The sequence below is a fragment of the Enterobacter sp. SGAir0187 genome, assembly GCF_002952735.2.
Taxonomy (GTDB): domain Bacteria; phylum Pseudomonadota; class Gammaproteobacteria; order Enterobacterales; family Enterobacteriaceae; genus Enterobacter; species Enterobacter quasiroggenkampii.
The window spans coordinates 4,415,103-4,436,539 of the sequence record NZ_CP025034.2; the positions used below are offsets into that span (position 1 = coordinate 4,415,103).

18 protein-coding genes are annotated in these 21,437 nt (G+C 56.4%); 13 read left to right on the top strand and 5 right to left on the bottom strand.

Features of this window, described 5'->3' with window-relative positions:
- Window positions 1-3 precede the first annotated feature (3 nt).
- Both cheA and cheW read left to right on the top strand, forming a co-directional pair.
- A complete protein-coding gene (cheA, locus tag CWR52_RS21125) occupies window positions 4-2,040 on the top strand; it encodes a chemotaxis protein CheA (RefSeq protein WP_104950665.1) in 2,037 nt (678 codons plus the stop codon).
- Window positions 2,041-2,059: 19 nt separating this feature from the next.
- Entirely contained in the window at window positions 2,060-2,563 is a 504-nt protein-coding gene (gene cheW, locus CWR52_RS21130; protein ID WP_008500420.1) for a chemotaxis protein CheW, read from the top strand.
- A gap of 106 nt (window positions 2,564-2,669) precedes the next feature.
- On the opposite strand, the gene CWR52_RS21135 is transcribed toward cheW, so the two are convergent.
- The gene (locus CWR52_RS21135; RefSeq protein ID WP_104950666.1) at window positions 2,670-3,929 is read right to left on the bottom strand and encodes a dicarboxylate/amino acid:cation symporter; all 1,260 of its coding nucleotides are present in this window, start codon (window positions 3,927-3,929) and stop codon (window positions 2,670-2,672) included.
- A gap of 430 nt (window positions 3,930-4,359) precedes the next feature.
- On the opposite strand from CWR52_RS21135, the gene CWR52_RS21140 reads away from it, so the two are divergent.
- From CWR52_RS21140 to cheZ, 11 genes are all read left to right on the top strand, one after another.
- Window positions 4,360-4,932 (top strand): spore coat protein U domain-containing protein, encoded by a 573-nt coding sequence (locus CWR52_RS21140; protein WP_104950667.1) that lies wholly within the window; start codon window positions 4,360-4,362, stop codon window positions 4,930-4,932.
- Between the two features lie 12 nt (window positions 4,933-4,944).
- Window positions 4,945-5,493 (top strand): Csu type fimbrial protein, encoded by a 549-nt coding sequence (locus tag CWR52_RS21145; protein WP_104950668.1) that lies wholly within the window; start codon window positions 4,945-4,947, stop codon window positions 5,491-5,493.
- A gap of 16 nt (window positions 5,494-5,509) precedes the next feature.
- Window positions 5,510-6,268: a fimbrial biogenesis chaperone gene (locus tag CWR52_RS21150; RefSeq protein WP_104950669.1), complete on the top strand. Its 759-nt coding sequence runs from the start codon at window positions 5,510-5,512 to the stop codon at window positions 6,266-6,268.
- The gene (locus tag CWR52_RS21155) at window positions 6,244-8,628 is read left to right on the top strand and encodes a fimbria/pilus outer membrane usher protein (RefSeq protein ID WP_104950670.1); all 2,385 of its coding nucleotides are present in this window, start codon (window positions 6,244-6,246) and stop codon (window positions 8,626-8,628) included. Before CWR52_RS21150 ends, CWR52_RS21155 begins: the two co-directional genes overlap by 25 nt.
- Window positions 8,625-9,587 (top strand): Csu type fimbrial protein, encoded by a 963-nt coding sequence (locus tag CWR52_RS21160; protein ID WP_104950671.1) that lies wholly within the window; start codon window positions 8,625-8,627, stop codon window positions 9,585-9,587. The genes CWR52_RS21155 and CWR52_RS21160 overlap by 4 nt, the downstream gene beginning before the upstream one ends.
- A gap of 84 nt (window positions 9,588-9,671) precedes the next feature.
- Window positions 9,672-11,339: a methyl-accepting chemotaxis protein II gene (gene tar, locus CWR52_RS21165; RefSeq protein WP_104950672.1), complete on the top strand. Its 1,668-nt coding sequence runs from the start codon at window positions 9,672-9,674 to the stop codon at window positions 11,337-11,339.
- Window positions 11,340-11,383: 44 nt separating this feature from the next.
- On the top strand, window positions 11,384-12,985 hold the full coding sequence (gene tap / locus CWR52_RS21170; RefSeq protein ID WP_104950673.1) for a methyl-accepting chemotaxis protein IV: 1,602 nt from the start codon (window positions 11,384-11,386) through the stop codon (window positions 12,983-12,985).
- A 19-nt stretch (window positions 12,986-13,004) separates the two neighbouring features.
- Window positions 13,005-13,871, top strand: a complete 867-nt coding sequence (cheR, locus tag CWR52_RS21175; protein ID WP_008500429.1) for a protein-glutamate O-methyltransferase CheR — start codon at window positions 13,005-13,007, stop codon at window positions 13,869-13,871.
- The gene (locus CWR52_RS21180; protein WP_008500430.1) at window positions 13,868-14,917 is read left to right on the top strand and encodes a protein-glutamate methylesterase/protein-glutamine glutaminase; all 1,050 of its coding nucleotides are present in this window, start codon (window positions 13,868-13,870) and stop codon (window positions 14,915-14,917) included. Before cheR ends, CWR52_RS21180 begins: the two co-directional genes overlap by 4 nt.
- A gap of 17 nt (window positions 14,918-14,934) precedes the next feature.
- A complete protein-coding gene (gene cheY, locus CWR52_RS21185) occupies window positions 14,935-15,324 on the top strand; it encodes a chemotaxis response regulator CheY (RefSeq protein ID WP_008500431.1) in 390 nt (129 codons plus the stop codon).
- Between the two features lie 10 nt (window positions 15,325-15,334).
- Entirely contained in the window at window positions 15,335-15,979 is a 645-nt protein-coding gene (cheZ, locus tag CWR52_RS21190) for a protein phosphatase CheZ (protein ID WP_104950674.1), read from the top strand.
- A gap of 48 nt (window positions 15,980-16,027) precedes the next feature.
- Here the strand turns inward: cheZ and CWR52_RS21195 are convergent, their stop codons facing one another.
- From CWR52_RS21195 to CWR52_RS21210, 4 genes are all read right to left on the bottom strand, one after another.
- Entirely contained in the window at window positions 16,028-17,191 is a 1,164-nt protein-coding gene (locus tag CWR52_RS21195; RefSeq protein ID WP_104950675.1) for a fimbrial protein, read from the bottom strand.
- Window positions 17,181-19,652, bottom strand: coding sequence for a fimbria/pilus outer membrane usher protein (locus tag CWR52_RS21200; protein ID WP_252152170.1), 2,472 nt, complete (start codon window positions 19,650-19,652; stop codon window positions 17,181-17,183). Before CWR52_RS21200 ends, CWR52_RS21195 begins: the two co-directional genes overlap by 11 nt.
- 93 nt (window positions 19,653-19,745) lie before the next feature.
- Window positions 19,746-20,426: a fimbrial biogenesis chaperone gene (locus CWR52_RS21205; protein ID WP_391527365.1), complete on the bottom strand. Its 681-nt coding sequence runs from the start codon at window positions 20,424-20,426 to the stop codon at window positions 19,746-19,748.
- 138 nt (window positions 20,427-20,564) lie between these two features.
- Complete coding sequence (locus tag CWR52_RS21210; protein ID WP_062935745.1) at window positions 20,565-21,140, bottom strand: fimbrial protein; 576 nt, start codon at window positions 21,138-21,140, stop codon at window positions 20,565-20,567.
- Window positions 21,141-21,437: the final 297 nt, after the last annotated feature.

A 21,437-nucleotide genomic window follows, 5' to 3' on the forward strand; every position in this document is an offset into this window, starting at 1 on the left:
AGCGTGAGCATGGATATTAGCGATTTTTACCAGACATTCTTTGATGAAGCCGACGAATTGTTGGCCGATATGGAGCAACACTTGCTCGATTTGGTGCCCGAAGCACCGGATTCTGAGCAGCTCAATGCCATCTTCCGTGCGGCGCATTCCATTAAAGGCGGAGCCGGAACGTTTGGATTTACCATCCTGCAGGAAACGACCCATTTAATGGAAAACCTGCTTGATGAAGCACGACGCGGTGAGATGCAGCTCAATACCGACATTATCAACCTGTTTTTGGAAACCAAAGATATTATGCAGGAACAGCTCGACGCCTATAAAAGTTCGGCAGAGCCTGATGCCGCCAGCTTTGAATACATCTGCAATGCGCTGCGCCAGCTCGCCCTGGAAGCAAAAGGTGAGGTCGTTACAGCCGTTGTCCCTGCGGCGAAACTGAGCGTTGTCGATGCGGTTGCTGCCGACGAGGCTGCGCCAGCCGCTGCACAAGCGAGCAAACTGCGCGTTGTGCTGTCTCGCCTGAAAGAGAATGAAGTTAACCTGCTGGAAGAAGAGCTGGGTAACCTGGCGAAATTAAGCAACGTAGTAAAAGGCAAAGACAGCCTGGCCGCGACGCTTGATGACGGTATTGGCCAGGACGATATCGTGGCGGTGCTGTGCTTTGTGATTGAAGCCGATCAAATCGCCTTCGAAACCGAAACTGTCGCAGTTGACGCCCCTGCGGCTGCGGAAGAGGTGGCTGTTGTCGCCCAGGCCGCCGCACCGGCTGTGGCCCCTGCGGCCCCGGCGCTGAAGGCGGTGCCAAAAGAAGCTGCTGCACCGGGCCGTGGTGAAAAACCTGCCGCGCGCTCCAGCGAGTCGACCAGCATCCGTGTTGCCGTTGAGAAGGTTGACCAGTTGATTAACCTGGTGGGCGAACTGGTGATCACCCAGTCGATGCTGGCGCAACGTTCAAACGAACTCGACCCGGTCACCCACGGGGATTTGATCACCAGCATGGGTCAGCTGCAGCGTAACGCCCGCGACCTGCAGGAATCGGTGATGTCCATCCGTATGATGCCGATGGAATATGTCTTCAGCCGCTTCCCGCGTCTGGTCCGCGACCTTGCCAGCAAGCTGAATAAACAGATTGAACTGACCCTGATGGGCAGCTCAACCGAACTGGATAAGAGCCTGATCGAGCGCATCATTGACCCGTTAACGCACCTGGTGCGTAACAGTCTCGACCACGGCATCGAACTGCCGGAAAACCGCATTGCCGCCGGGAAATCGCCGGTCGGCAACCTGATTCTCTCTGCGGAACACCAGGGCGGGAACATTTGTATCGAAGTGACCGATGACGGCGCAGGTCTGAACCGCGAGCGCATCCTCGCAAAAGCGATTTCGCAGGGGATGGCGGTCAATGAAAACATGACCGACGAAGAAGTGGGCATGCTGATCTTCGCGCCGGGCTTCTCTACCGCAGAGCAGGTGACCGACGTCTCCGGGCGCGGCGTGGGCATGGACGTGGTGAAACGTAACATCCAGGAGATGGGCGGCCACGTTGAAATCCAGTCTAAACAGGGTTCCGGCACCACCATTCGCATCCTGCTGCCGCTGACGCTGGCGATCCTCGACGGCATGTCCGTCAAGGTGGCGGACGAAGTCTTTATCCTGCCGCTGAACGCGGTGATGGAATCCCTGCAGCCGCGTGAGGAAGATCTGCATCCGCTGGCGGGCGGCGAGCGCGTGCTCGAGGTTCGCGGTGAGTACCTGCCGCTGGTGGAACTGTGGAAAGTGTTCGAAGTGGACGGGGCAAAGACCGAGGCCACGCAGGGTATCGTGGTGATCCTGCAAAGCGCGGGCCGCCGCTATGCGCTGCTGGTCGATCAGCTGATTGGCCAGCACCAGGTGGTGGTGAAGAACCTCGAAAGCAACTACCGCAAAGTGCCGGGTATTTCTGCCGCCACCATTCTGGGTGATGGTAGCGTGGCGCTGATCGTCGACGTGTCGGCGCTTCAGGGATTAAATCGTGAACAACGTGTGGCGTACACAGCCGCCTGATTAAGTAGAAGGTAATAACATGACCGGTATGAGTAATGTAACGAAACTGGCGGGCGAGCCATCAGGACAGGAATTTCTGGTATTCACTTTAGGCGATGAAGAGTATGGCATCGATATCCTGAAAGTGCAGGAAATCCGTGGTTACGACCAGGTTACCCGCATCGCTAACACGCCTGCGTTTATTAAAGGTGTTACCAACCTGCGTGGCGTCATTGTGCCCATCGTGGACCTGCGCGTGAAGTTCAGCCAGGGCGACGTTGACTACAACGACAACACAGTGGTGATCGTTCTGAACCTGGGGCAGCGCGTGGTGGGTATCGTGGTGGATGGCGTGTCTGACGTGCTTTCCCTGACCTCTGACCAGATTCGTCCTGCGCCGGAGTTTGCGGTCACGCTGTCGACCGAATATCTGACCGGTCTGGGCGCGCTCGGCGAGCGTATGCTGATTCTGGTGAACATTGAGAAGCTGCTGAACAGCGATGAGATGGCGCTGCTGGATATCGCCGCGAGTCACGTAGCGTAGGTAAATGCAAAACGGCAACCCAGGTTGCCGTTTTTTGTGTTTGCTCCCTCTCCCTGTGGGAGAGGGTTGGGGTGAGGGCATCAGGCCTCACCCTTTTTTCATACCCTTACGCTTCCTGCTTTACCAGCTCAGCGTCCACTTCCCGCGCACCTTCATTCTGTGACAGCATCGCGGTCGCAATACCATTCCCCAACACGTTAATCGCGGAACGGCCCATATCCAGGAAGTGGTCGATCCCCATCAGCAGCAAAATTCCGGCGACCGGGATGTTGAAACTTGGGATCGTCGCGGCCAGCACCACCAGCGAGGAGCGCGGTACGCCCGCAATCCCTTTTGAGGCCAGCATCAGGGTCAGCATCAGCACCGTCACTTCAGAGAAGCTCAGGTGAATGTTGTACGCCTGAGCGATAAACATCGAGGCGAAAGAGCAGTACACCATCGACCCCACCAGGTTGAAGGAATAGCCAATCGGCAGCACGAAAGAGGCGATGTTGCGCGAGCAGCCAAAACGCTCCAGCTGCTCCAGCGTTTTAGGGTAGGCCGCTTCAGAACTGCTGGTGGTAAACGCCACCAGAACTGGATCTTTCAGCATGCTGACCAGGCGGAACACCTCTTTTTTCAGCACCATGTAACCCACGGCCAGCAGCACCATGCAGGTGAGAAGAATGGCAACATAGTAGCCGCCAATAAAGGAGGCATAGTTCAACAGAATGCCCAGACCCTGCGTGGCGATAACGGATGAGATTGCCGCGAAAATGGCCAGCGGCGCAACGTACATCACATAACCCGTGACCTTCAGCATGATATGGGAAACCACGTCCAGCGCAGCCACCAGTGGGGCATTGAATTTCTGCCCCAGCGACGCGCCGCCAATGCCGAAGAACATGGAGAACACCACAATCTGCAGGATCTCATTGTTCGACATCGCCCCCGCGATGCTGGTTGGAATGGTGTGTGACAGGAACGCTTTTAGCGTCATGCCCCCCACGGCCAGACCGGTATCCACCGCTTCGGTCGGGACGGTCAGGTTCAGTCCGCTGCCCGGATGCTCCAGCGTGACGATAAAAAGGCCGACCAGAATTGAGAGCACGGATGAGCTGATAAACCATACCATCGCTTTGCCGCCCACGCGGCCAATGGTGGAGGTTTCGCCCAGTTTCATAATGCCGACGGTGAGCGTACTGAAGACCAGCGGTGCAATGACCATTTTGATCAGTCGCAGGAAAATATCGGTCAGAAGGGTAATATTATCCGACCAGGCTTTGATGGCATCCGCAGATGCATATTCATGAATTGCTGCCCCTGAAAGAATACCCGCCAGCATGAATATCACGATGAAGAGTGTGAGTTTGTTTGCACTTGCCACGAAAAAAGACCCTCTATGCGCTTCAGATGTAGCCCGCGGCGATACATATAAATTTTTTATTACGACGCGGGAAATTATTCGGCACATAAATTGACGCAAAGCGTAGGGGGATACAACTCCTTTTTAAGTTTTATTAATTTTGTTGTTATTGCTATGACGATATATTGTGATCTGTATCACATTTTAATGGATATATTCTCAGGGAATAAATTAAAAAAGCGGGAAAAATGATTTTAACTGCATGTTATTTAAGGAAATAAGAAGTCAATAAGACAAAGTGCTTATGCGTTAAGGGGCAGGTGGTCGAAGCGATATCCGTAAACTAAATTCTCAATAACCCCCCTCAGAGGAACATTAAGCGGGGCTAACATCTTGAACGAAATAAATAAAATGTGGCAAGGGAACGGAGACGTCTTCTGGAGGGTGGTAAATGAAAAGAAAACTCCTTTTGATCTGCGCAGGCACCTTACTGACTGCGACAACGGTCCATCAGGCACTGGCCGTCACCAGTAGCGGCACCATCGGCGCGACGCTGACACTGACGAATGGCTGCCTGATAAACGGATCGCCCACGCAAAACGGCATTAACTTCGGGACGCTGGATTTCGGCACCCATCCCGCAACGTTTTCTACTCTGACCACGCAACTCACCGGTGCCAGCGGCGGAAACACCTTCACCATTCAGTGCACGACCGCCAGCTATACGGTGGCGATCACCGGCAACACCAACTCCACAGCCCCCGGTACCGTTGTCGGCACTCCGGGAACACCTGCGCGCTATCTGGTTAACACCGCCAATGCGGCACAGGGTGTGGCGTACAGCCTGTACAGCGACAGCGGGTTTAACAGCGTGATTGCCAATAACACCGCGTTGCAGGCCGCCTCTACGGCCGGAGGGGTGGACAGTTACACCCTCTATGGACGTATTACCGGCGGCGGTAACAGCGTGACGGTCGTCCCGGGCACCTACACCGACACGATTAACGTCAGCGTCACCTATTAGTCCTGCACCGCCATGAAGGCAACTCTTACTGGTCTGCGCATATGCGCAGAGGGACACGTGCAGCCTTTTTTCGCGCTGATCGTCGGATTGCTGATGACGCCCGCGGCGGAGGCGGTGACATCACAGTCCTTTAAGGTCAGCGCGACCATCGTCCCGGGATGTGTAGTGACCACCGGCAGCGGAGGGCTTCTCGGGACGCTGGATTTTGGCACCCATAACGGCGTCGAGAGCGCACCGGTCAGCACCAGTTTTGTGCCAAACGGGGCCTTATCTATCGCCTGCACGCCAGGCGTGGCGCTGAGCATGAGCATTAATGGCGGCCAGAATTATTCAACCGTTCGCCGCATGAAGCGCTCGAACGGCGCCGACGTCGTGGGATACCGGCTTTACAGCAGCAGCTCGCTGGCCGCGAACAGCGAGATTGGCGTCAACCAGGCGATACCGGTGACCTATAGCAACAGCAATAACATCGCGCTGCCGCTTTTTGGCGTGGCGCTACTGACCGGATTTAGCCCGGCAGGAACGTATTCCGATCAGCTCACCGTGACCTTGTCATGGTAATAAAGGGAGAGTGTTGATGAAGCCAGTTTTCAGACCTGTTTGTCTGGCGGGCGCGTTGGGAATGGCTGTGGCAACCGGTCAGGCGCAGGCGGCAGCCACCATTCTGCTCTGGCCGATCGACCCGTGGCTTGCGGCAGACGCCAACGCCACGGAACTGTGGATCCAGAACCAGGGAAACAGCGCCACAACGATGCAGGTGCGCATTGTGCGCTGGAAACAGGAGGACGGACACGAGCGCTACACCGCACAGCAGGATGTGGTCGCCAGCCCGCCCATCGTCACGATTGGCACAGGCAGCAAGCAGCTTATCCGCCTTATTAAGCAGGCGCCCGTTCCCGCGGGCATCGAACAAGCCTACCGCATTATCGTGGATGAAATTCCTCAGCCTGATGCCAAAGCAGAACCCACCATCGGCCTCAAATTGCAGATGCGTTACTCCATTCCGCTGTTTGTGTATGGCCAGGGGATCCCGACAATAAAAGAGGGGGCGCATCACGCGCTGGCCGAGACCCGGAACCTGAGCTGGCGGGTGACGCGAACGGAGGGGCAGCCGGCACTGGAGGTTCGGAATCGGGGTGATGTGCACGTCAGGCTGAGCCAGGTGACACTGGCGCAGGGAGGGCAAAAACGCACCGTCGCGGAAGGATTACTGGGCTACGTCCTTCCGGGCAGTACCCGCAGCTGGCCGATACCCGCTGGCGTTCGTCAGCCAGACACGATGAGCGCGCAGATTAATGCCAGGGACGAACAATGGCAGTCGCCCCCCGTCAACTGAAGCCGGCGATGATGATACTGCTTTGCGTCAGTTCCGCGACCTGGGCTGAGCCCGGCGACGACAGTCTTCCGCCGCCGCCCCAGGCACAGGCGATACATGATGAAGCGGTCTTCCAGCTTGCCCTCGTGCTCAACCACTACGACACCGGTCTGGTCGTGCCCGTGACGCAGCGCAAAGGCGCTTTCTTTATCTCCAGCGCCGACCTGCTGCGCGCGGGGCTGCCACCGGAACATGTTCCTGCCGGGGAGGTAAATCTCTCTTCGCTTTCTCAGGTTCGGGTCGAGTACGACAGCGCAGCGCAGCGCCTGCTGCTGACCGTTCCCCGCGACTGGGTCGCGTCCCGTGTGACGCCGTTCAGCGCGCAAGCGACGCAGGCTAAACCGCACTTCGGGCGCGGTGCGCTGCTCAATTACGATCTTTACACCAACCACACGGAGCACATCGGCGGACAGGCGTCTCTCTGGCATGAGTTCCGCTACTTTAACGAGAACGGCTCGTTTTCCTCCACCGGCTATGCCCGTGATAATTTCACCGGCAACGAGGGTCAGCAGGAGGGGTATGTCCGCTATGACACGACCCTGCTGTTCACCAATGAGGATGACGCGATGAGCTGGAGCGTCGGGGACGTGATCAGCGATGCCCTGAGCTGGAGTTCCAGTGTGCGGATGGGAGGGATCAGTGTCGGGCGAGATTTCTCCCTGCGCCCTGACCTGGTGACGTGGCCGCTGCCCGAATTCGCGGGGGAAGCGGCGGTGCCCACCTCGGTGGATCTCTTTATCAACGGCTATCGGTCCGGCTCAACCCAGCTTCAGCCGGGCCCCTTCACCCTGACCAATTTGCCCTATATCAACGGCGCCGGGGATGCGGTGCTGGTCACGACGGATGCGCTGGGGCGCCAGGTCAGCACCACGCTGCCGTTTTACGTCTCCAGCGACCTGCTCAAAAAAGGGCTGAGCGACGGTGCCGTGACGCTGGGCAGCCTGCGGCGCAATTACGGTATCAGGAATTTTGATTACGGCCCGGCGGCAGGCAGCGGCTCGTATCGCTACGGGGTGACGGACTGGCTGACCCTGGAGGGCCATGCCGAAGGGGCGGAGTCGCTGGCACTGGGCGGGGCTGGGACGGTTATTAAACTCGGCCAGTTTGGCGTGGTGAATACCTCTTACTCGCAAAGCCGCATGCGCGGGGATGCGGGCGGGCAAATCAACTGGGGTTACCAGTACAGCACCAGCGAGTTCAGCGTCGCCACCCAGCACACGCGTCGGGACCGCGGCTTTGGCAATCTGGCCCTGTACGACCAGCCTACGGTGTATGACGAGAACGATAAACCCATCGCCAGCTTCAGCCGTAATACGGACCAGTATTCTCTGACCTTCAACCTGGGACAGTACGGCAACATCGGTGCGGCCTGGATTGGCGTGGAGAGTTTTGACAGTCAAAAAACCGAGCTGCTTAATCTCTCATGGAGCCGTAATTTGTGGGGCGCGAGCAGTATTTACCTGGCAGGGAGCCGGGACCAGCAGCGGGGAGACTGGACGGTCGCGCTGTCGCTACAGGTGCCGCTGGGGGCACGTGACAGCGCCGCGTTCACCGTCGAAAACACCCCGGATGCGGGCAACACCCAGCGCATTAACTACAACCATTCCATGCCGTCTGACGGCGGCTTTAGCTGGAACATGGCCTGGGCCAACCAGTCAAAATCCAGTGACTATCAACAGGGCACGCTGGGCTGGCGTAATAACAATATTGAACTGCAGGGCGGCGGCTACGGCGAAAGAGACATGATGACCTGGTGGGGCGAGGCGATGGGCGCAATTGTTCTGATGGACGGCGAGCTGTTTGCCGCGAATAAGATCAACGATGCGTTTGTGGTCATCAGTACCGACGGTCATCCGGACGTGCCCGTCAGCTATGAGAACCAGCCCGTTGGTAAAACGAATAACAACGGTTACCTGCTGGTCAGCGGGGTGTCGGCGTATTATCCGGCCAGCTACCGCATTGATACCCTGAACCTGCCGGCGGATACCCGTCTGAAAGAGACCGAGCGGCGGATCGCGATCCGCCGTCACAGCGGCTATCTGGTTGATTTCCCAATGGAGCAGGAGCGGGTGGCAAGCGTCATTCTACACGATGCGCGCGGCCAGGCACTGCCGGTGGGAAGCCAGGTCCGACGCGCCTCGCGCAGCAATGCGGTGGTGGGGTATGACGGCATCGCCTGGCTGGAGAATCTTAGCGATGTGAACCCGCTGGAGGTGATCGCGCCTGATGGAAAACGCTGCAAGGTCACCCTGACCGTGGGAGCCAACCCGGAGCACAAGCTGCAAACCTACGGTCCGCTGGTGTGCCGGGAGGCGCCATGAAGCGCCTGCTGCTGTTGATACTGCTGCTGTTTTCCGGCGGCGGCTGGGCGGCGTGTACCGTCAGTACGGTCAACGCCTCGTTTGGCAGCGTCACGTCGTTTGCGCTCAGTGGAACCGGGGAGGTGGAAACCACCGGCACGCTGGTGGTGGCGTGTGACACCGTGCTCAATGTACTGACCAGCGACTCGGTGACGCTGAATTACACCTCGGCATCGGTCTCGGGCAGCAGTCGGGCCACCATGAAACGCACGGACAACGCGGCCATCACGGACGTGATCCCCACCCGGCTGTGCGGATTATCCGGGTGCGCGAGCAGCAGCGAGGTGCAGATAAGCAAAGCCTATACCTGGAGCGGCAACACGCTGCTGGGATTGCTCGGGTCAAAGCAGTACAACATTCCGCTCTATTTTCGCACCGTCGCCGGGCAAAACGTCACTGCCGGGCCTTATCAGGTGCTGCTGACCTTCAGTATTAACTACAACGTCTGTGCCTTCGGAGTTGGAAGCCTTTGCACATCCCCCCAGTCGGGAACCGCAACAACCAGTATTCTCCTTAATATGACCGTCACCAACGACTGCAGCGCCATGACCACGCCGGACGTCAACTTCAACAGCGCGCCGCTGGTACAAAGTTTCCCCACCGTCTCGCAGGCCATTGCCGTCACCTGTACCAAAGGCAGTACGTATACCATCGGCATTAACAACGGTGCTAACGCGCTGAATAACGTGCGCCGGATGGTAAGCGGCAGTAATTACCTCAGTTATGACATCTATAAAGAAGCCACGGGTAACCGCTGGGGCGGCAGCGGCAGCGAACGCTGGACCAGCGCGACGTCGTCGCAGGTCAGTACCGACGGTCTCCTGCGTACCTACAACTACACCGCGAAAGTGCTGACTAATCAGGCCACGCCACCCGCCGGAACCTACACCGATACGCTGATTGTCGACGTGGCTTTCTAACCCCGCGCTTTTCCCTTTCTCAAATGTAAAGTTCCTGTTGGCTGTGCCGATAACACCGTTAATAAATCTATGAGAAGGTGTTGTATGTTGAACCGTATCCGCGTTGTCACAATGCTCATGATGGTGCTGGTCATTTTCGCACTACTTCAGCTTATCTCCGGCGGGCTTTTTTTCTCGTCATTAAAACAGAACCAGGATAGCTTTGCGGCCTCGAACGATCTCCGCCTGCAGCAGAGTGAGCTCACCTCAACGTGGGATCTGATGCTGCAAACGCGTATTAACCTGAGCCGTTCGTCCGCGCGCATGATGATGGATCCCAACAATCAGCAGAGCAGCGCGAAAACCGATCTGTTGAAAAATGCCCGTGCCACCCTCGCTGACGCCGCAAAACATTACGACGCCTTTAAAAAGATTACCCCGCAGCCTGCGATGGAGCAGGTGAGCCAGAACATTGACGAAAAATACAACGCCTACCATGCCGGTCTGGCAGAGCTGATTCAGTTCCTTGAGAACGGCAACATGGACGCCTATTTCGCGCAGCCGACGCAGGGGATGCAAAACGCCCTCGGCGCGGCGCTGGGGGAGTACGCGAAGGTCAGTGGCGATCTGTATCACTCCGCGTTTGCTGAAAGCCAGAATGACTACCGCTTTGCGAAATGGCAGATGGCGGTGATGGCGCTGGCGCTGGTCATTGTGCTGGTTGCTGTCTGGTACGGCATTCGCCATATCCTGCTGAACCCTCTCGGCCGCGTCATTGCCCACATTCGTAACATTGCCGGCGGTGACCTGACCAAAACGCTGACCGTGTCCGGGCGCAATGAGATCACCGAACTGGCAAACAGCGTTGACCATATGCAGCGTTCGCTTATCGATACCGTCGCCAACGTGCGTAGCGGCACGGATGCCATCTATACCGGCACCAGCGAAATTGCGATGGGCAATAACGATCTCTCTTCGCGCACCGAACAGCAGGCGTCCGCCCTGGAAGAGACGGCGGCCAGCATGGAGCAGCTCACCTCGACCGTGAAGCAGAACGCCGATAACGCCCGCCAGGCCTCTCAGCTGGCGGAAAGCGCCTCCGAGACGGCACAGCGCGGCGGTCGCGTGGTGGATGGTGTGGTGAAAACCATGCACGACATTGCCGAGAGCTCGAAGAAAATCGCCGACATCATCAGCGTCATCGACGGTATTGCCTTCCAGACCAACATTCTGGCGCTGAACGCCGCCGTGGAAGCGGCGCGTGCGGGCGAGCAGGGACGCGGGTTTGCCGTGGTGGCCGGGGAAGTGCGCAACCTGGCCAGCCGCAGCGCCAACGCGGCAAAAGAGATCAAGTCGCTGATTGAAGATTCCGTCTCCCGCGTCGATACCGGCTCCGTGCTGGTGGAAAGCGCCGGGGAGACCATGAATGACATCGTGAATGCCGTCACCCGCGTGACGGACATCATGGGTGAAATCGCCTCTGCGTCTGATGAGCAGAGTCGTGGTATCGACCAGGTTGCCCTGGCGGTATCGGAAATGGATCGCGTGACACAGCAAAACGCCGCGCTGGTGCAGGAGTCCGCTGCGGCGGCCGCTGCGCTGGAAGACCAGGCAAGCCGTCTGAAGATGGCGGTCTCGGCGTTTCGTCTCGCTTCACTCGCTGGAAACACGGTCACCCCGCAGGCGACGTACCGCACGCCAGCCGCTGAACCTGCTGCAAACCGTACGCGTACCGCGGCGACCGGACAAGATGAAAACTGGGAAACATTTTGACTGACAATTAAACCGCGGCTGCTTGCCGCTTGATGGGAGCGTGGATGTTAAATCGTATTCGTATCTCGACCACACTGTTTTTGATTCTGATCCTTTGCGGTGTGTTGCAGGTTGGCAGTAACGGGTTGTCTTTTTGGGCGTTTCGCGATGGCTATCAGAATTTGCAGGACGTTGAGGCGAGTAATCAGCAGCGCTCCGCACTGGCACAAACCCGTGCCGTGCTGTTGCAGGCAAGCACTGCGCTGAACAAGGCGGGAACCTTAACCGCGCTCAGTTATCCGCCGGATGACATTAAGGCGCTGATGGCCACCGCGCGCGACAGCCTGAAACAGGCTGACGCACAGTTTAAGGCGTTTACGGCACAGGCCACCGGCAGCGAGAAAGAGAAAGCGCTGAAGGCCGCCATGAAGACCCACTTTGAGCAGTGGTACAGCGATCTGGACCATCAGGCGACGTGGCTGGAGAACAACCAGCTGTCGGACTTTATGACCGCGCCGGTTCAGGCCTCGCAGGCCGCGTTTGACGGCAGCTTTAACGCGTGGCAGCAGGATATTAACCAGTCTGTACAGCGTGCTGGTGAACAGAGCCGTCAAAGCTATCACATGTCGGGCGTCATCTTTGCCGTGGTGGTGATTCTGGCAGGGTTGCTGACCGGTGCCGCGCTGCTCTGGTCGCGCAAAATGATTGTGCAGCCGCTGGCGATTATCAGCAGCCACTTCGACAGTATTGCGAAAGGCGACCTGGCGCGTCCGGTGGCGGTGTTCGGCAAGAACGAAATTTCGGCAATTTTTGCCAGCCTGAAGGCGATGCAGGGATCGCTGCGGGAAACGGTGAGCGACGTGCGGCAGGGCAGTTATGCCATGCACACCGGGATCTCAGAGATTGCGGTGGGTAACAACGATCTCTCGTCCCGCACCGAGCAGCAGGCGGCCTCGCTGGCGCAGACGGCAGCCAGTATGGAGCAGCTGACCGCGACGGTAAGCCAGAACGCCGATAACGCGCGTCAGGCGTCTGACCTGTCAAAACAGGCGGCGATGACGGCGAAGAAGGGCGGCGACCAGGCATCTCATGTCGCCAGCACCATGCAGGAGATCGCCACCAGTTCACAGAAAATTGGTGACATCATCAGCGTGATTGACGGTATCGCGTTCCAGACCAACATTCTGGCGCTGAATGCCGCCGTTGAAGCCGCGCGTGCCGGGGAGCAGGGGCGCGGGTTTGCGGTGGTGGCAGGGGAAGTGCGTAACCTGGCGAGCCGCAGCGCCAACGCGGCGAAAGAGATTAAGGTGCTGATCGAAGAATCGGTCTCACGCGTTCAACAGGGCTCAACGCTTGTGGATACTGCGGCGAAAACTATGCACGAAATCGTCACCTCCGTGACGCGGGTGAACGACATCATGGGCGAGATTGCCTCGGCGTCGGATGAACAGCGTCGCGGTATTGAGCAGGTTGCCCAGGCGGTGAGCCAGATGGATCAGGTGACGCAACAGAACGCCTCGTTAGTTGAGGAAGCGGCAGCGGCAACCGATCAGCTGGCCAGCCAGGCGGATCGTCTGACCGGGCTGGTCGCGGTATTTAATGTGAAAGAGCACGTTGAAGCAGTAACAGAAGTCGGGCGGTCGCAGGCCGTGCCAGTTGTATCCTGAATGTAATTAAGAAGGCGCTATGACATCACCAATGCCCCCTGGGCAAACGTCATTATTGTTGCAGATGACACAGCGCCTCGCGCTGTCCGACGCGCATTTTCGTCGGATATGTCAGTTAATCTACCAGCGTGCGGGGATTGTGCTTGCGGATCATAAGCGGGACATGGTCTACAACCGTCTGGTGCGGCGCTTGCGTACGCTGGGGCTGGATGATTTTGGCCGCTATCTGAGCATGCTCGAGGCGAACCAGAACAGCGCAGAGTGGCAGGCTTTTATTAACTCGTTAACCACCAACCTGACGGCGTTTTTCCGCGAGGCTCACCACTTCCCGGTTCTGGCCGAGCATGCGCGCCGTCGCACCGGGGAGTATCGCGTATGGAGTGCGGCCGCCTCGACGGGTGAAGAGCCGTACTCGCTGGCGATCACCCTTGCCGATACGCTGGGGATGGCGCCCGGACGCTGGAAGGTCTACGCCAGCGATATCGATACCGAAGTGCTGGAGAAGGCGCGTAACGGCGTTTATCGCCAGGATGAACTGAAAACGCTGTCGCCGCAGCAGTTGCAGCGTTATTTCATGCGCGGGACGGGCCCGCATGAAGGCCTGGTACGCGTACGCCAGGAGCTGGCGAACTGCGTCGAATTCGCGCCCGTTAACCTGCTGGATAAGCAGTACAACGTGCCGGGGCCTTTCGACGCCATTTTTTGCCGTAACGTCATGATCTATTTTGATAAAACGACGCAACAGGACATTTTGCGTCGGTTTGTTCCGTTGCTCAAGCCTGACGGTTTACTGTTTGCCGGGCACTCGGAAAACTTCAGCAACCTCGTGCGTGAGTTTAGCCTGCGTGGGCAAACGGTATATGCGCTGAGTAAGGAAAAAGCATGAGTAAAATCAGGGTATTGTCTGTCGATGATTCAGCGCTGATGCGTCAGATCATGACTGAAATTATCAATAGCCACAGCGACATGGAGATGGTGGCAACCGCGCCCGATCCGCTGGTAGCGCGGGATTTAATTAAAAAATATAACCCCGACGTGCTAACGCTGGATGTCGAGATGCCGCGCATGGATGGCATAGATTTCCTCGAAAAATTAATGCGGCTGCGGCCCATGCCGGTGGTGATGGTCTCCTCCCTGACCGGGAAAGGATCGGAAATCACCCTGCGCGCGCTGGAGCTGGGGGCGGTGGATTTTGTCACCAAGCCGCAGCTCGGCATCCGTGAAGGGATGCTGGCGTACAGCGAGATGATCGCCGAGAAGATCCGCACCGCGTCGCGGGCGAAGCTTGCCGCCCACACGCCGATGGCCGCGCCGGCGACCCTGAAGGCCGGTCCCTTACTCAGCTCGGAAAAACTGCTGGTCATTGGGGCGTCAACCGGAGGAACAGAGGCAATTCGTCATGTACTCCAGCCATTGCCGCTTTCAAGTCCGGGTATTCTGATCACTCAGCATATGCCGCCAGGCTTTACCCGTTCGTTCGCCGAGCGCCTGAACAAGCTGTGCCAGATCAGCGTGAAAGAGGCGGAAGATGGCGAGCGCGTGCTCCCGGGGCATGCCTATATCGCGCCGGGCGACAAGCATATGGAGCTGGCGCGCAGCGGCGCTAACTATCAAATCAAAATTCATGACGGACCGCCGGTCAACCGGCACCGTCCGTCGGTGGATGTGCTGTTTCATTCGGTGGCGAAACATGCGGGGCGCAACGCCGTGGGGGTGATCCTGACGGGGATGGGCAACGACGGTGCCGCCGGAATGCTTGCAATGCACCAGGCTGGCGCCTGGACGATTGCGCAGAATGAAGCAAGTTGTGTGGTGTTCGGCATGCCGCGCGAGGCCATCAATATGGGTGGCGTGAGCGAAGTGGTCGATCTTAGCCAGGTAAGCCAGCAGATGCTGGCGAAAATCAGTGCCGGACAGGCAATACGTATTTGACTCAGGAGTATTATTTTATGGCGGATAAAGAGCTTAAGTTTTTGGTTGTGGATGACTTTTCCACCATGCGTCGCATCGTGCGCAACCTGCTGAAAGAGCTGGGCTTCAACAACGTTGAAGAAGCAGAAGACGGCGTTGATGCGCTGAACAAACTGCAGGCTGGCGGGTTTGGTTTTGTGATCTCCGACTGGAACATGCCAAACATGGACGGTCTGGAACTGTTAAAAACTATTCGTGCTGATGCGGGAATGGCGTCTATGCCGGTTCTGATGGTCACGGCAGAAGCGAAAAAAGAGAACATCATTGCCGCTGCACAGGCGGGCGCAAGCGGCTATGTGGTGAAGCCATTCACCGCGGCAACCCTGGAAGAGAAGCTCGGTAAGATCTTCGAGAAACTCGGCATGTGAGGTGATGGAAATGTTGCAACCTGCTATGAAACCCGTTGAAGAACACTCGCCGAGCGATATCATCGTCCGCATCGGCAGCCTGACGCGCATGCTGCGTGACAGCCTGCGCGAGCTGGGTCTGGATCAGGCGATTGCCGAAGCCGCGGAAGCGATTCCTGATGCCCGCGATCGTCTGGACTATGTTGTGCAGATGACCGCTCAGGCCGCGGAACGTGCGCTGAACAGCGTTGAAGCGTCACAGCCACACCAGGATGCGATGGAAAAGGGGGCGAAAGCGCTGACCAAACGCTGGGATGAGTGGTTTGAGAACCCTATCGAGCTGGCGGATGCCCGCGAACTGGTGACCGATACCCGTCAGTTCCTGGGGGATGTGCCGGGTCACACCAGCTTCACCAATGCCCAACTGCTGGACATCATGATGGCGCAGGATTTCCAGGACCTGACCGGTCAGGTTATCAAACGCATGATGGATGTGATTCAGGAGATTGAGCGCCAGCTGCTGATGGTGCTGCTGGAGAACATCCCGGAACCGGCTGCCCGTCCAAAACGCGAGAACGAAAGCCTGCTCAATGGTCCACAGCTCGACGCCAGCAAGGCGGGCGTGGTGGCAAGCCAGGATCAGGTGGACGACCTGCTGGACAGCCTCGGCTTCTGATGGCCGTCATTACCCTCAGGTTGCAGTGCCAACCTGAGGGTTTTTCGGTTAGCGAAGATCCATTTTCACCGTCACGTTACCTTCAAAGCTACCCGGTGCAGGGGTGGCATCCGTTGTGCTGACCGGTGCGGCCTGAATTTTGATGACGCCATTTCCCTGTTCGTCCATCGTCACCGGAAACGCGTAGGTGCCATCCAGGGCAACGTTCTGGTTGTTTTCATCGTACACACGCACACCGAGATCGTCTCTTGCCAGAAGCTTCGCAATATACGGTGTACTGCTATCCGCCACGCCCTGATCGGCTGTGAGCGTGAGCTTTATCCGATCCGTGTTTCCGACGGCATTATTGTCGCAGTGATAGGCAATATCGACGTTTTTAAGCGCATAACCTCCTGGGGGCTGTCCCTTGCTGACGAATTGCTTACTGACAAGACTGCCGAACTCCACCTCAATCGTACTGCCCGCGTTGATAGTACAGCTTAGCGGCGCTGATAGCGTACCGCTAAACCAGATATCAGAGACCTGCTCTGCCTCAGTGGCATCGCAGCTTCCGCCGGAGCCAAAATAGAGGCAGGCATAGTTCTGGGCGATAATCGTCGGCGGGATCACCTCTTCACCCAGGATCGGTTTTTTAATGCGCAAAATGACAGCAACAACGTTCCAGCGGAATTGACGCTTTATAGCGGCCGCACCTTCCGGTTGCGTCTCACTGCTACAAACGTTTTTTTCATTCAATGGCCAGGATAAATGCGCCTCCAGAACCGATTGCATATTTGCCCGTGAAGTCGGGTACTCATTTATGGGAACAGGGGTGAGGGAGTTACCGTCCGGCGAGTTGATCGCGTCAGCGTAGCCGGTGATATCAGCATCAATTTTATCGGTGAGATAGCCATAGCCGTTTGCGCCTGGATTAAGTGGGCTACCGGCCAGGGTTTTTTCATAGATGACCGTGGAGGAAAACACGTTTCCCGGACACGAGCAGTTAGCATCCATTTCACCCCCTGCGCCCACCAGATGATCCGGAATGTCGTAATCATAATTAGCGGCGTTTTCGCTTGAGGTGAACTCATGGTCGTATGAAACGGTATACGTTTGAGGGCCACCGAAACAGTTCTTGAGTACCGTGGAGGCCCGGCAAGAATTGATTGATGCCAGGCTTAATGTCATAGCCAGTGTGGCCGTGGTGATAAGTCTTTTCATTTTATTGCGCATTTGATGATTCCTGCTGACAAAGCGCGTTAACCGAGCGGATACCGTTAGGGCTTTCAGCTTGTTGATCTGTCTGCTGAAGAATGCGGGCGGTGCACTGCTGATCCCGCGCGTTACCCCATTTCACGTTGAGCTGTGTGGTGTCGCCGACGCCTGCAAGGTATACGGTGCCCGTATCGTCCACGATGCCGCTCATAACCGGGCTGGCACTGGTTGCAACCGCACCAAAGGGAACGCGATCTCCGTTTGGCCGCGTCAGTGTTATCAGCATCCGATAGCCGACGTGCGCATTAAACCGTGCCACGACAGCGGCGTTGCGGGAAGGGATTACCGTGGCGGTGGTATCGCTGCTGTCAACGTTTTCAGGCAGGCTGGTCGTATCAATACGAATGGCGTTTTCCTGATACGGCGTCAGGGATGGAATGACAGCATTACCCAGCCAGTCTGTCTGGATCCCTCGCTGGTTCTTGAAGCGAACTCCGGCGGCGTCGTTGGCATTCACAATGGCAAACTGGCTGCCTAAGGGCTGTGCCAGCGTGACGCCATGCGGGTGGGCAACAATCCCGCCGCTGATACCGTAGCTAAACTGCTCAGTATGGTCAGAGGAGGCGTAATACCCGGCGTTCAGGTTGGCGTACCGTGAACGGTAGGTGCCATACACACTGCTGGTATCTTCCCCATCGTGATTTGAATGGCTCTGCTGCAGCGAGTAGCTCAGCCGCTGATCGTCCAGCAGCGTGCCGTTGAAACCGAGGTTTTGCCGCGTATAGCCCTGTCTGGTATTGCTGATGTTATAGCTGCTCCAGGCACGGGGCAGCCAGCGGGTGAGCGGGACGCTAAAGCCGAAGGAGACCATCCGGTCAGACTCTTCACCGTTCGTTTTACTGTAGGTGTAAGCCATGTGGTAGCTCACCCCGGAGAGTACGGTATTAAAGCCTAACGACAGGCTACGTTCTTTTTTCGACGTTCCCCAGTAATCCTGCTGATAGCCGTTAAGGTACAGACTCAGGCCAGACAGTGACTGACTGATACTGGCCTGAATACGGTTGCGTTTATTATAGTGAAACAGCAGGTCATCTTCGTGCCCGTCCCATTGCTGGTTAGCGTCAGCAAAGCTGTAATACCCGCGGCTTGAGTAGCGATAGCTGCCCAGGGTGAAGTTGGTATCGGTTGTGTCAATTTTACCGGAGTAAAGCACGCGCCATGACTGACCGGTATGCTTACTGTCATCGTCAAGTTTGGTATCCGCAACGGTGACGTCTGCAGACAGCGAGCCCAGCGGCCCCAGCGCGACGCCGACACCGCTGTTAACGGCGTTATAATCTTTCGAGAGTGTGAGTCCGCCAAACCCGGTGAGCAGATTGCTTAAACCGTAGATAATGCTCCCCTGGAGAAAATCGGGTTCCTTTTGAGCGCTGCCGCTGTCGGCGCGATACTGACCGGCCGTTAATTCGTACTTCATATGCCCCGGGCGCTGCATAATCGCGATGCTGGAGTAGGGCTGGGTAAAGTGATGCTCGGTTCCGTCAGCCTCTTTCACCGTCACTTCCAGATCGCCGCTGTTGGTGGTGGAGTAGAGGTCATTGATCTCAAACGCACCGGGCGCGACGTTTTGTTGATAGATGAGATACCCGTTCTGGCGTACAGAGACTTCCGCATTTGAACTGGCGATACCGCGAATCACGGGGGCATAACCACGCTGGCTATAGGGCAGCATCTCTTCATCTGTGGCCAGGTTCACACCCCGATACTGCAGGCTATCAAACACTTCGCCCCGGGTGCTGCTTTCACCCGCTGTGAACTGAGCCCTTAAGATGTCGATATCGTGTTGCAGGAACGTATTGATGGTATCCCACTGGTCATCATCTTCCGATTTATTCCACGTTGAGTAGTTGCGCACCCGCCACCCGCCAAGGTTCACCCCGGTGCGTAAGTTCAGATACTGGTTGGTGGTGTTGTTGTCGCTGCTGTCTTTGTTTTGTGATCCTGAAAAGGAATAATCACTGAACAAGACGGGCACGCCGTCGTCCCAGCGGGAAGGATCGATATAATCGCGGCCACTTCCATTTAACGCAGCCTGGGGAATGCTCAGCGTCAGCGTCATCGTCGAGAAATCAAGCTTTGCAGAGGCCAGCTCGATGTAGCTGTCCAGCGTTTTTGGCAACGGCTCGTTGGCGGGCAGTTTAACCAGCTCGGGATAGCGATCGATATTGATCCCCCAGGCGCGCAGCATTTCAGGCGTCAGCTGTGGCGTCAGGGCTCCTTCAGGCGTGCTGATGTAGGCGATACTGGCATCCTTAATCCTGCGCTTGTTTATCATTACGCGAGAAGGATAGGTGCCTGGCAACTGGGCGTTAGATTTTGAAAAGAGTGAAAGATCGATATCCTGCCGGGCCAACATGTCCCCTTCCAGTGAGGAGGGGGAAAAGCGATATTCCCGGGCATTTGCGGAGCAGCTTAACATAATCAGTATCCCCCCAAGGCACCGGGTAAGCGGATTCAGTCGAAAGATCGGCCGGCCTGGCGAAGAGTTACGTCCTGTAATCATTGCGAACTTTTATTCCTGAGCCAGGTTGGAAGTATATTTTTCGGAGGCGTTACCGTAATCCGTGATGCAGCGCCAACTGACGTTTATCCCCTGTGCATTGGCGGGAAGGGGGATAACGACGTTGGATTTGGGCTCTACCATGTCGGCTTTCTCGACCTTTCGCGTACCCAACGTCAGCGAGTCAAATATGCTGTAATACGCGCCGTCGTTGATAACGGTAAGTTGCTGGCCGTGGCGAACGAAGCGCAAATTTTTACAGGACTCGGCTGGCGTGCCGCTGAGTCCGACAGGACGCCAGAACAATTTCAGGCGCGTTTTATAGATAAGACGCAGCACGTTTTTGTCGGCCTCATCATCGGGAGTGGCTGGCACGGTACGTACATTGAGATAGAAGAGTGTCTCTCTGTCATCAGCCAGCGGCTGGCCGTTCCAGGTTATTCGCAGGCTTTGCTCTTTTTGCGGATCGAGGCGAAAGAGAGGTGGCGTGACGATAAACGGCCCACGCGTTTTGCCATCACCAGTATCCGTCCAGGACTGTATTAACCAGGGAAGCTCGCTTTCACTATTTTTCAGCGGCAGGGCAACTTCCTTTTTTGCCGCTTCGTAAATAATGCGTGTGCGGCCGATCTGTATTCCTGCCGCATGGCAAATCGTGCTCGCCATTACGGGAAGGCATAATAACAATTTCACTGCTGTCCGCATGATGAACCCTTAATGAAGCAGGTAAAGAAAATGATAATAGTCCGAATCCGGACCATTATCTGAGCATGGCACCTTCGCTATCAGGGCATATAAATATATGCTTGCTGAATATCAGGTGAGCCGCTATTAGCGGTATAAAATATTGACCGTCATGTCAGCATCGGCAGGGCCTGCCGTAACCTCGGCGGCGAATGATTTATAGCGGGCGTTAAAGTTAGCCTGAATAGTATCAGTCGTCTTTGTCGCCAGCTCAATATAAACCTGCTCTTCGGCACCATCCATGGTGATGAGCTGAGAATCATTTCCTGACAGACTGACGGCCACACCGATACCGGTGGCTGCCGTATCACCTGTCGTGGTGATTTTACTGACATCCAGCAGGTTATTTGTCCCGGTTAAGGTCGTTGGACCGTTGAACGTTAGCTGCACTGCCGGCAACCCATCGCTCTTCAATGGACAGTTGGCCAGAACAATAGAAAACGGTGTGAGTGCGGTTTCCATTCCGACTTCTGTAAAGTAAGATTTGGGATAAGTACCCAGTGGGACAGTGCTATCCGTGCCGCTGTCGCCCTCAATAGTGCAACTGGGTTCAATTATTTCACCGGTGAAGTGGACCGTCCCTGCATTCATTTCGGCGGCAAAGCTGCCCATAGAAATGGCCGCTAGCGCAGTGCCTGCTAAAATGTGTTTTTTAAAATCCATCTGCAAAAACTCCTTAGTTTGAAAATAAGCTGGGCATCTAATCTTACATTCAGGCATCAATTGATGCTCATGCGGAATTATAACGATTAATTTTATTCAGGTAAGGGCGTTCCCGTATTGATATTAAATATTGTAATCTTTCAGGAAGGGATGATGCGGGACTAAACTTAGCATTTAATGCCGTTGCTTTATAATATTTACATTTTTTTCTCATTTCAGATAACTAATAAATGCAAAAAACGCGTGATTTTTTAAATAAACTCACCGAAAGTCGCGCTGACAGATTTGCTATTTATT

Coding starts and splice junctions, on each gene's coding strand:
- CWR52_RS21150 (WP_104950669.1), top strand. CDS start 5,510: ATGAAGCCAGTTTTCAGACCTGTTTGTCTGGCGGGCGCGTTGGGAATG.
- CWR52_RS21195 (WP_104950675.1), bottom strand. CDS start 17,191: ATGCGCAATAAAATGAAAAGACTTATCACCACGGCCACACTGGCTATG.
- CWR52_RS21140 (WP_104950667.1), top strand. CDS start 4,360: ATGAAAAGAAAACTCCTTTTGATCTGCGCAGGCACCTTACTGACTGCG.
- CWR52_RS21145 (WP_104950668.1), top strand. CDS start 4,945: ATGAAGGCAACTCTTACTGGTCTGCGCATATGCGCAGAGGGACACGTG.
- CWR52_RS21155 (WP_104950670.1), top strand. CDS start 6,244: ATGGCAGTCGCCCCCCGTCAACTGAAGCCGGCGATGATGATACTGCTT.
- CWR52_RS21200 (WP_252152170.1), bottom strand. CDS start 19,652: ATGTTAAGCTGCTCCGCAAATGCCCGGGAATATCGCTTTTCCCCCTCC.
- cheZ (WP_104950674.1), top strand. CDS start 15,335: ATGTTGCAACCTGCTATGAAACCCGTTGAAGAACACTCGCCGAGCGAT.
- tar (WP_104950672.1), top strand. CDS start 9,672: ATGTTGAACCGTATCCGCGTTGTCACAATGCTCATGATGGTGCTGGTC.
- CWR52_RS21210 (WP_062935745.1), bottom strand. CDS start 21,140: ATGGATTTTAAAAAACACATTTTAGCAGGCACTGCGCTAGCGGCCATT.
- tap (WP_104950673.1), top strand. CDS start 11,384: ATGTTAAATCGTATTCGTATCTCGACCACACTGTTTTTGATTCTGATC.
- CWR52_RS21160 (WP_104950671.1), top strand. CDS start 8,625: ATGAAGCGCCTGCTGCTGTTGATACTGCTGCTGTTTTCCGGCGGCGGC.
- cheY (WP_008500431.1), top strand. CDS start 14,935: ATGGCGGATAAAGAGCTTAAGTTTTTGGTTGTGGATGACTTTTCCACC.
- cheR (WP_008500429.1), top strand. CDS start 13,005: ATGACATCACCAATGCCCCCTGGGCAAACGTCATTATTGTTGCAGATG.
- cheW (WP_008500420.1), top strand. CDS start 2,060: ATGACCGGTATGAGTAATGTAACGAAACTGGCGGGCGAGCCATCAGGA.
- CWR52_RS21180 (WP_008500430.1), top strand. CDS start 13,868: ATGAGTAAAATCAGGGTATTGTCTGTCGATGATTCAGCGCTGATGCGT.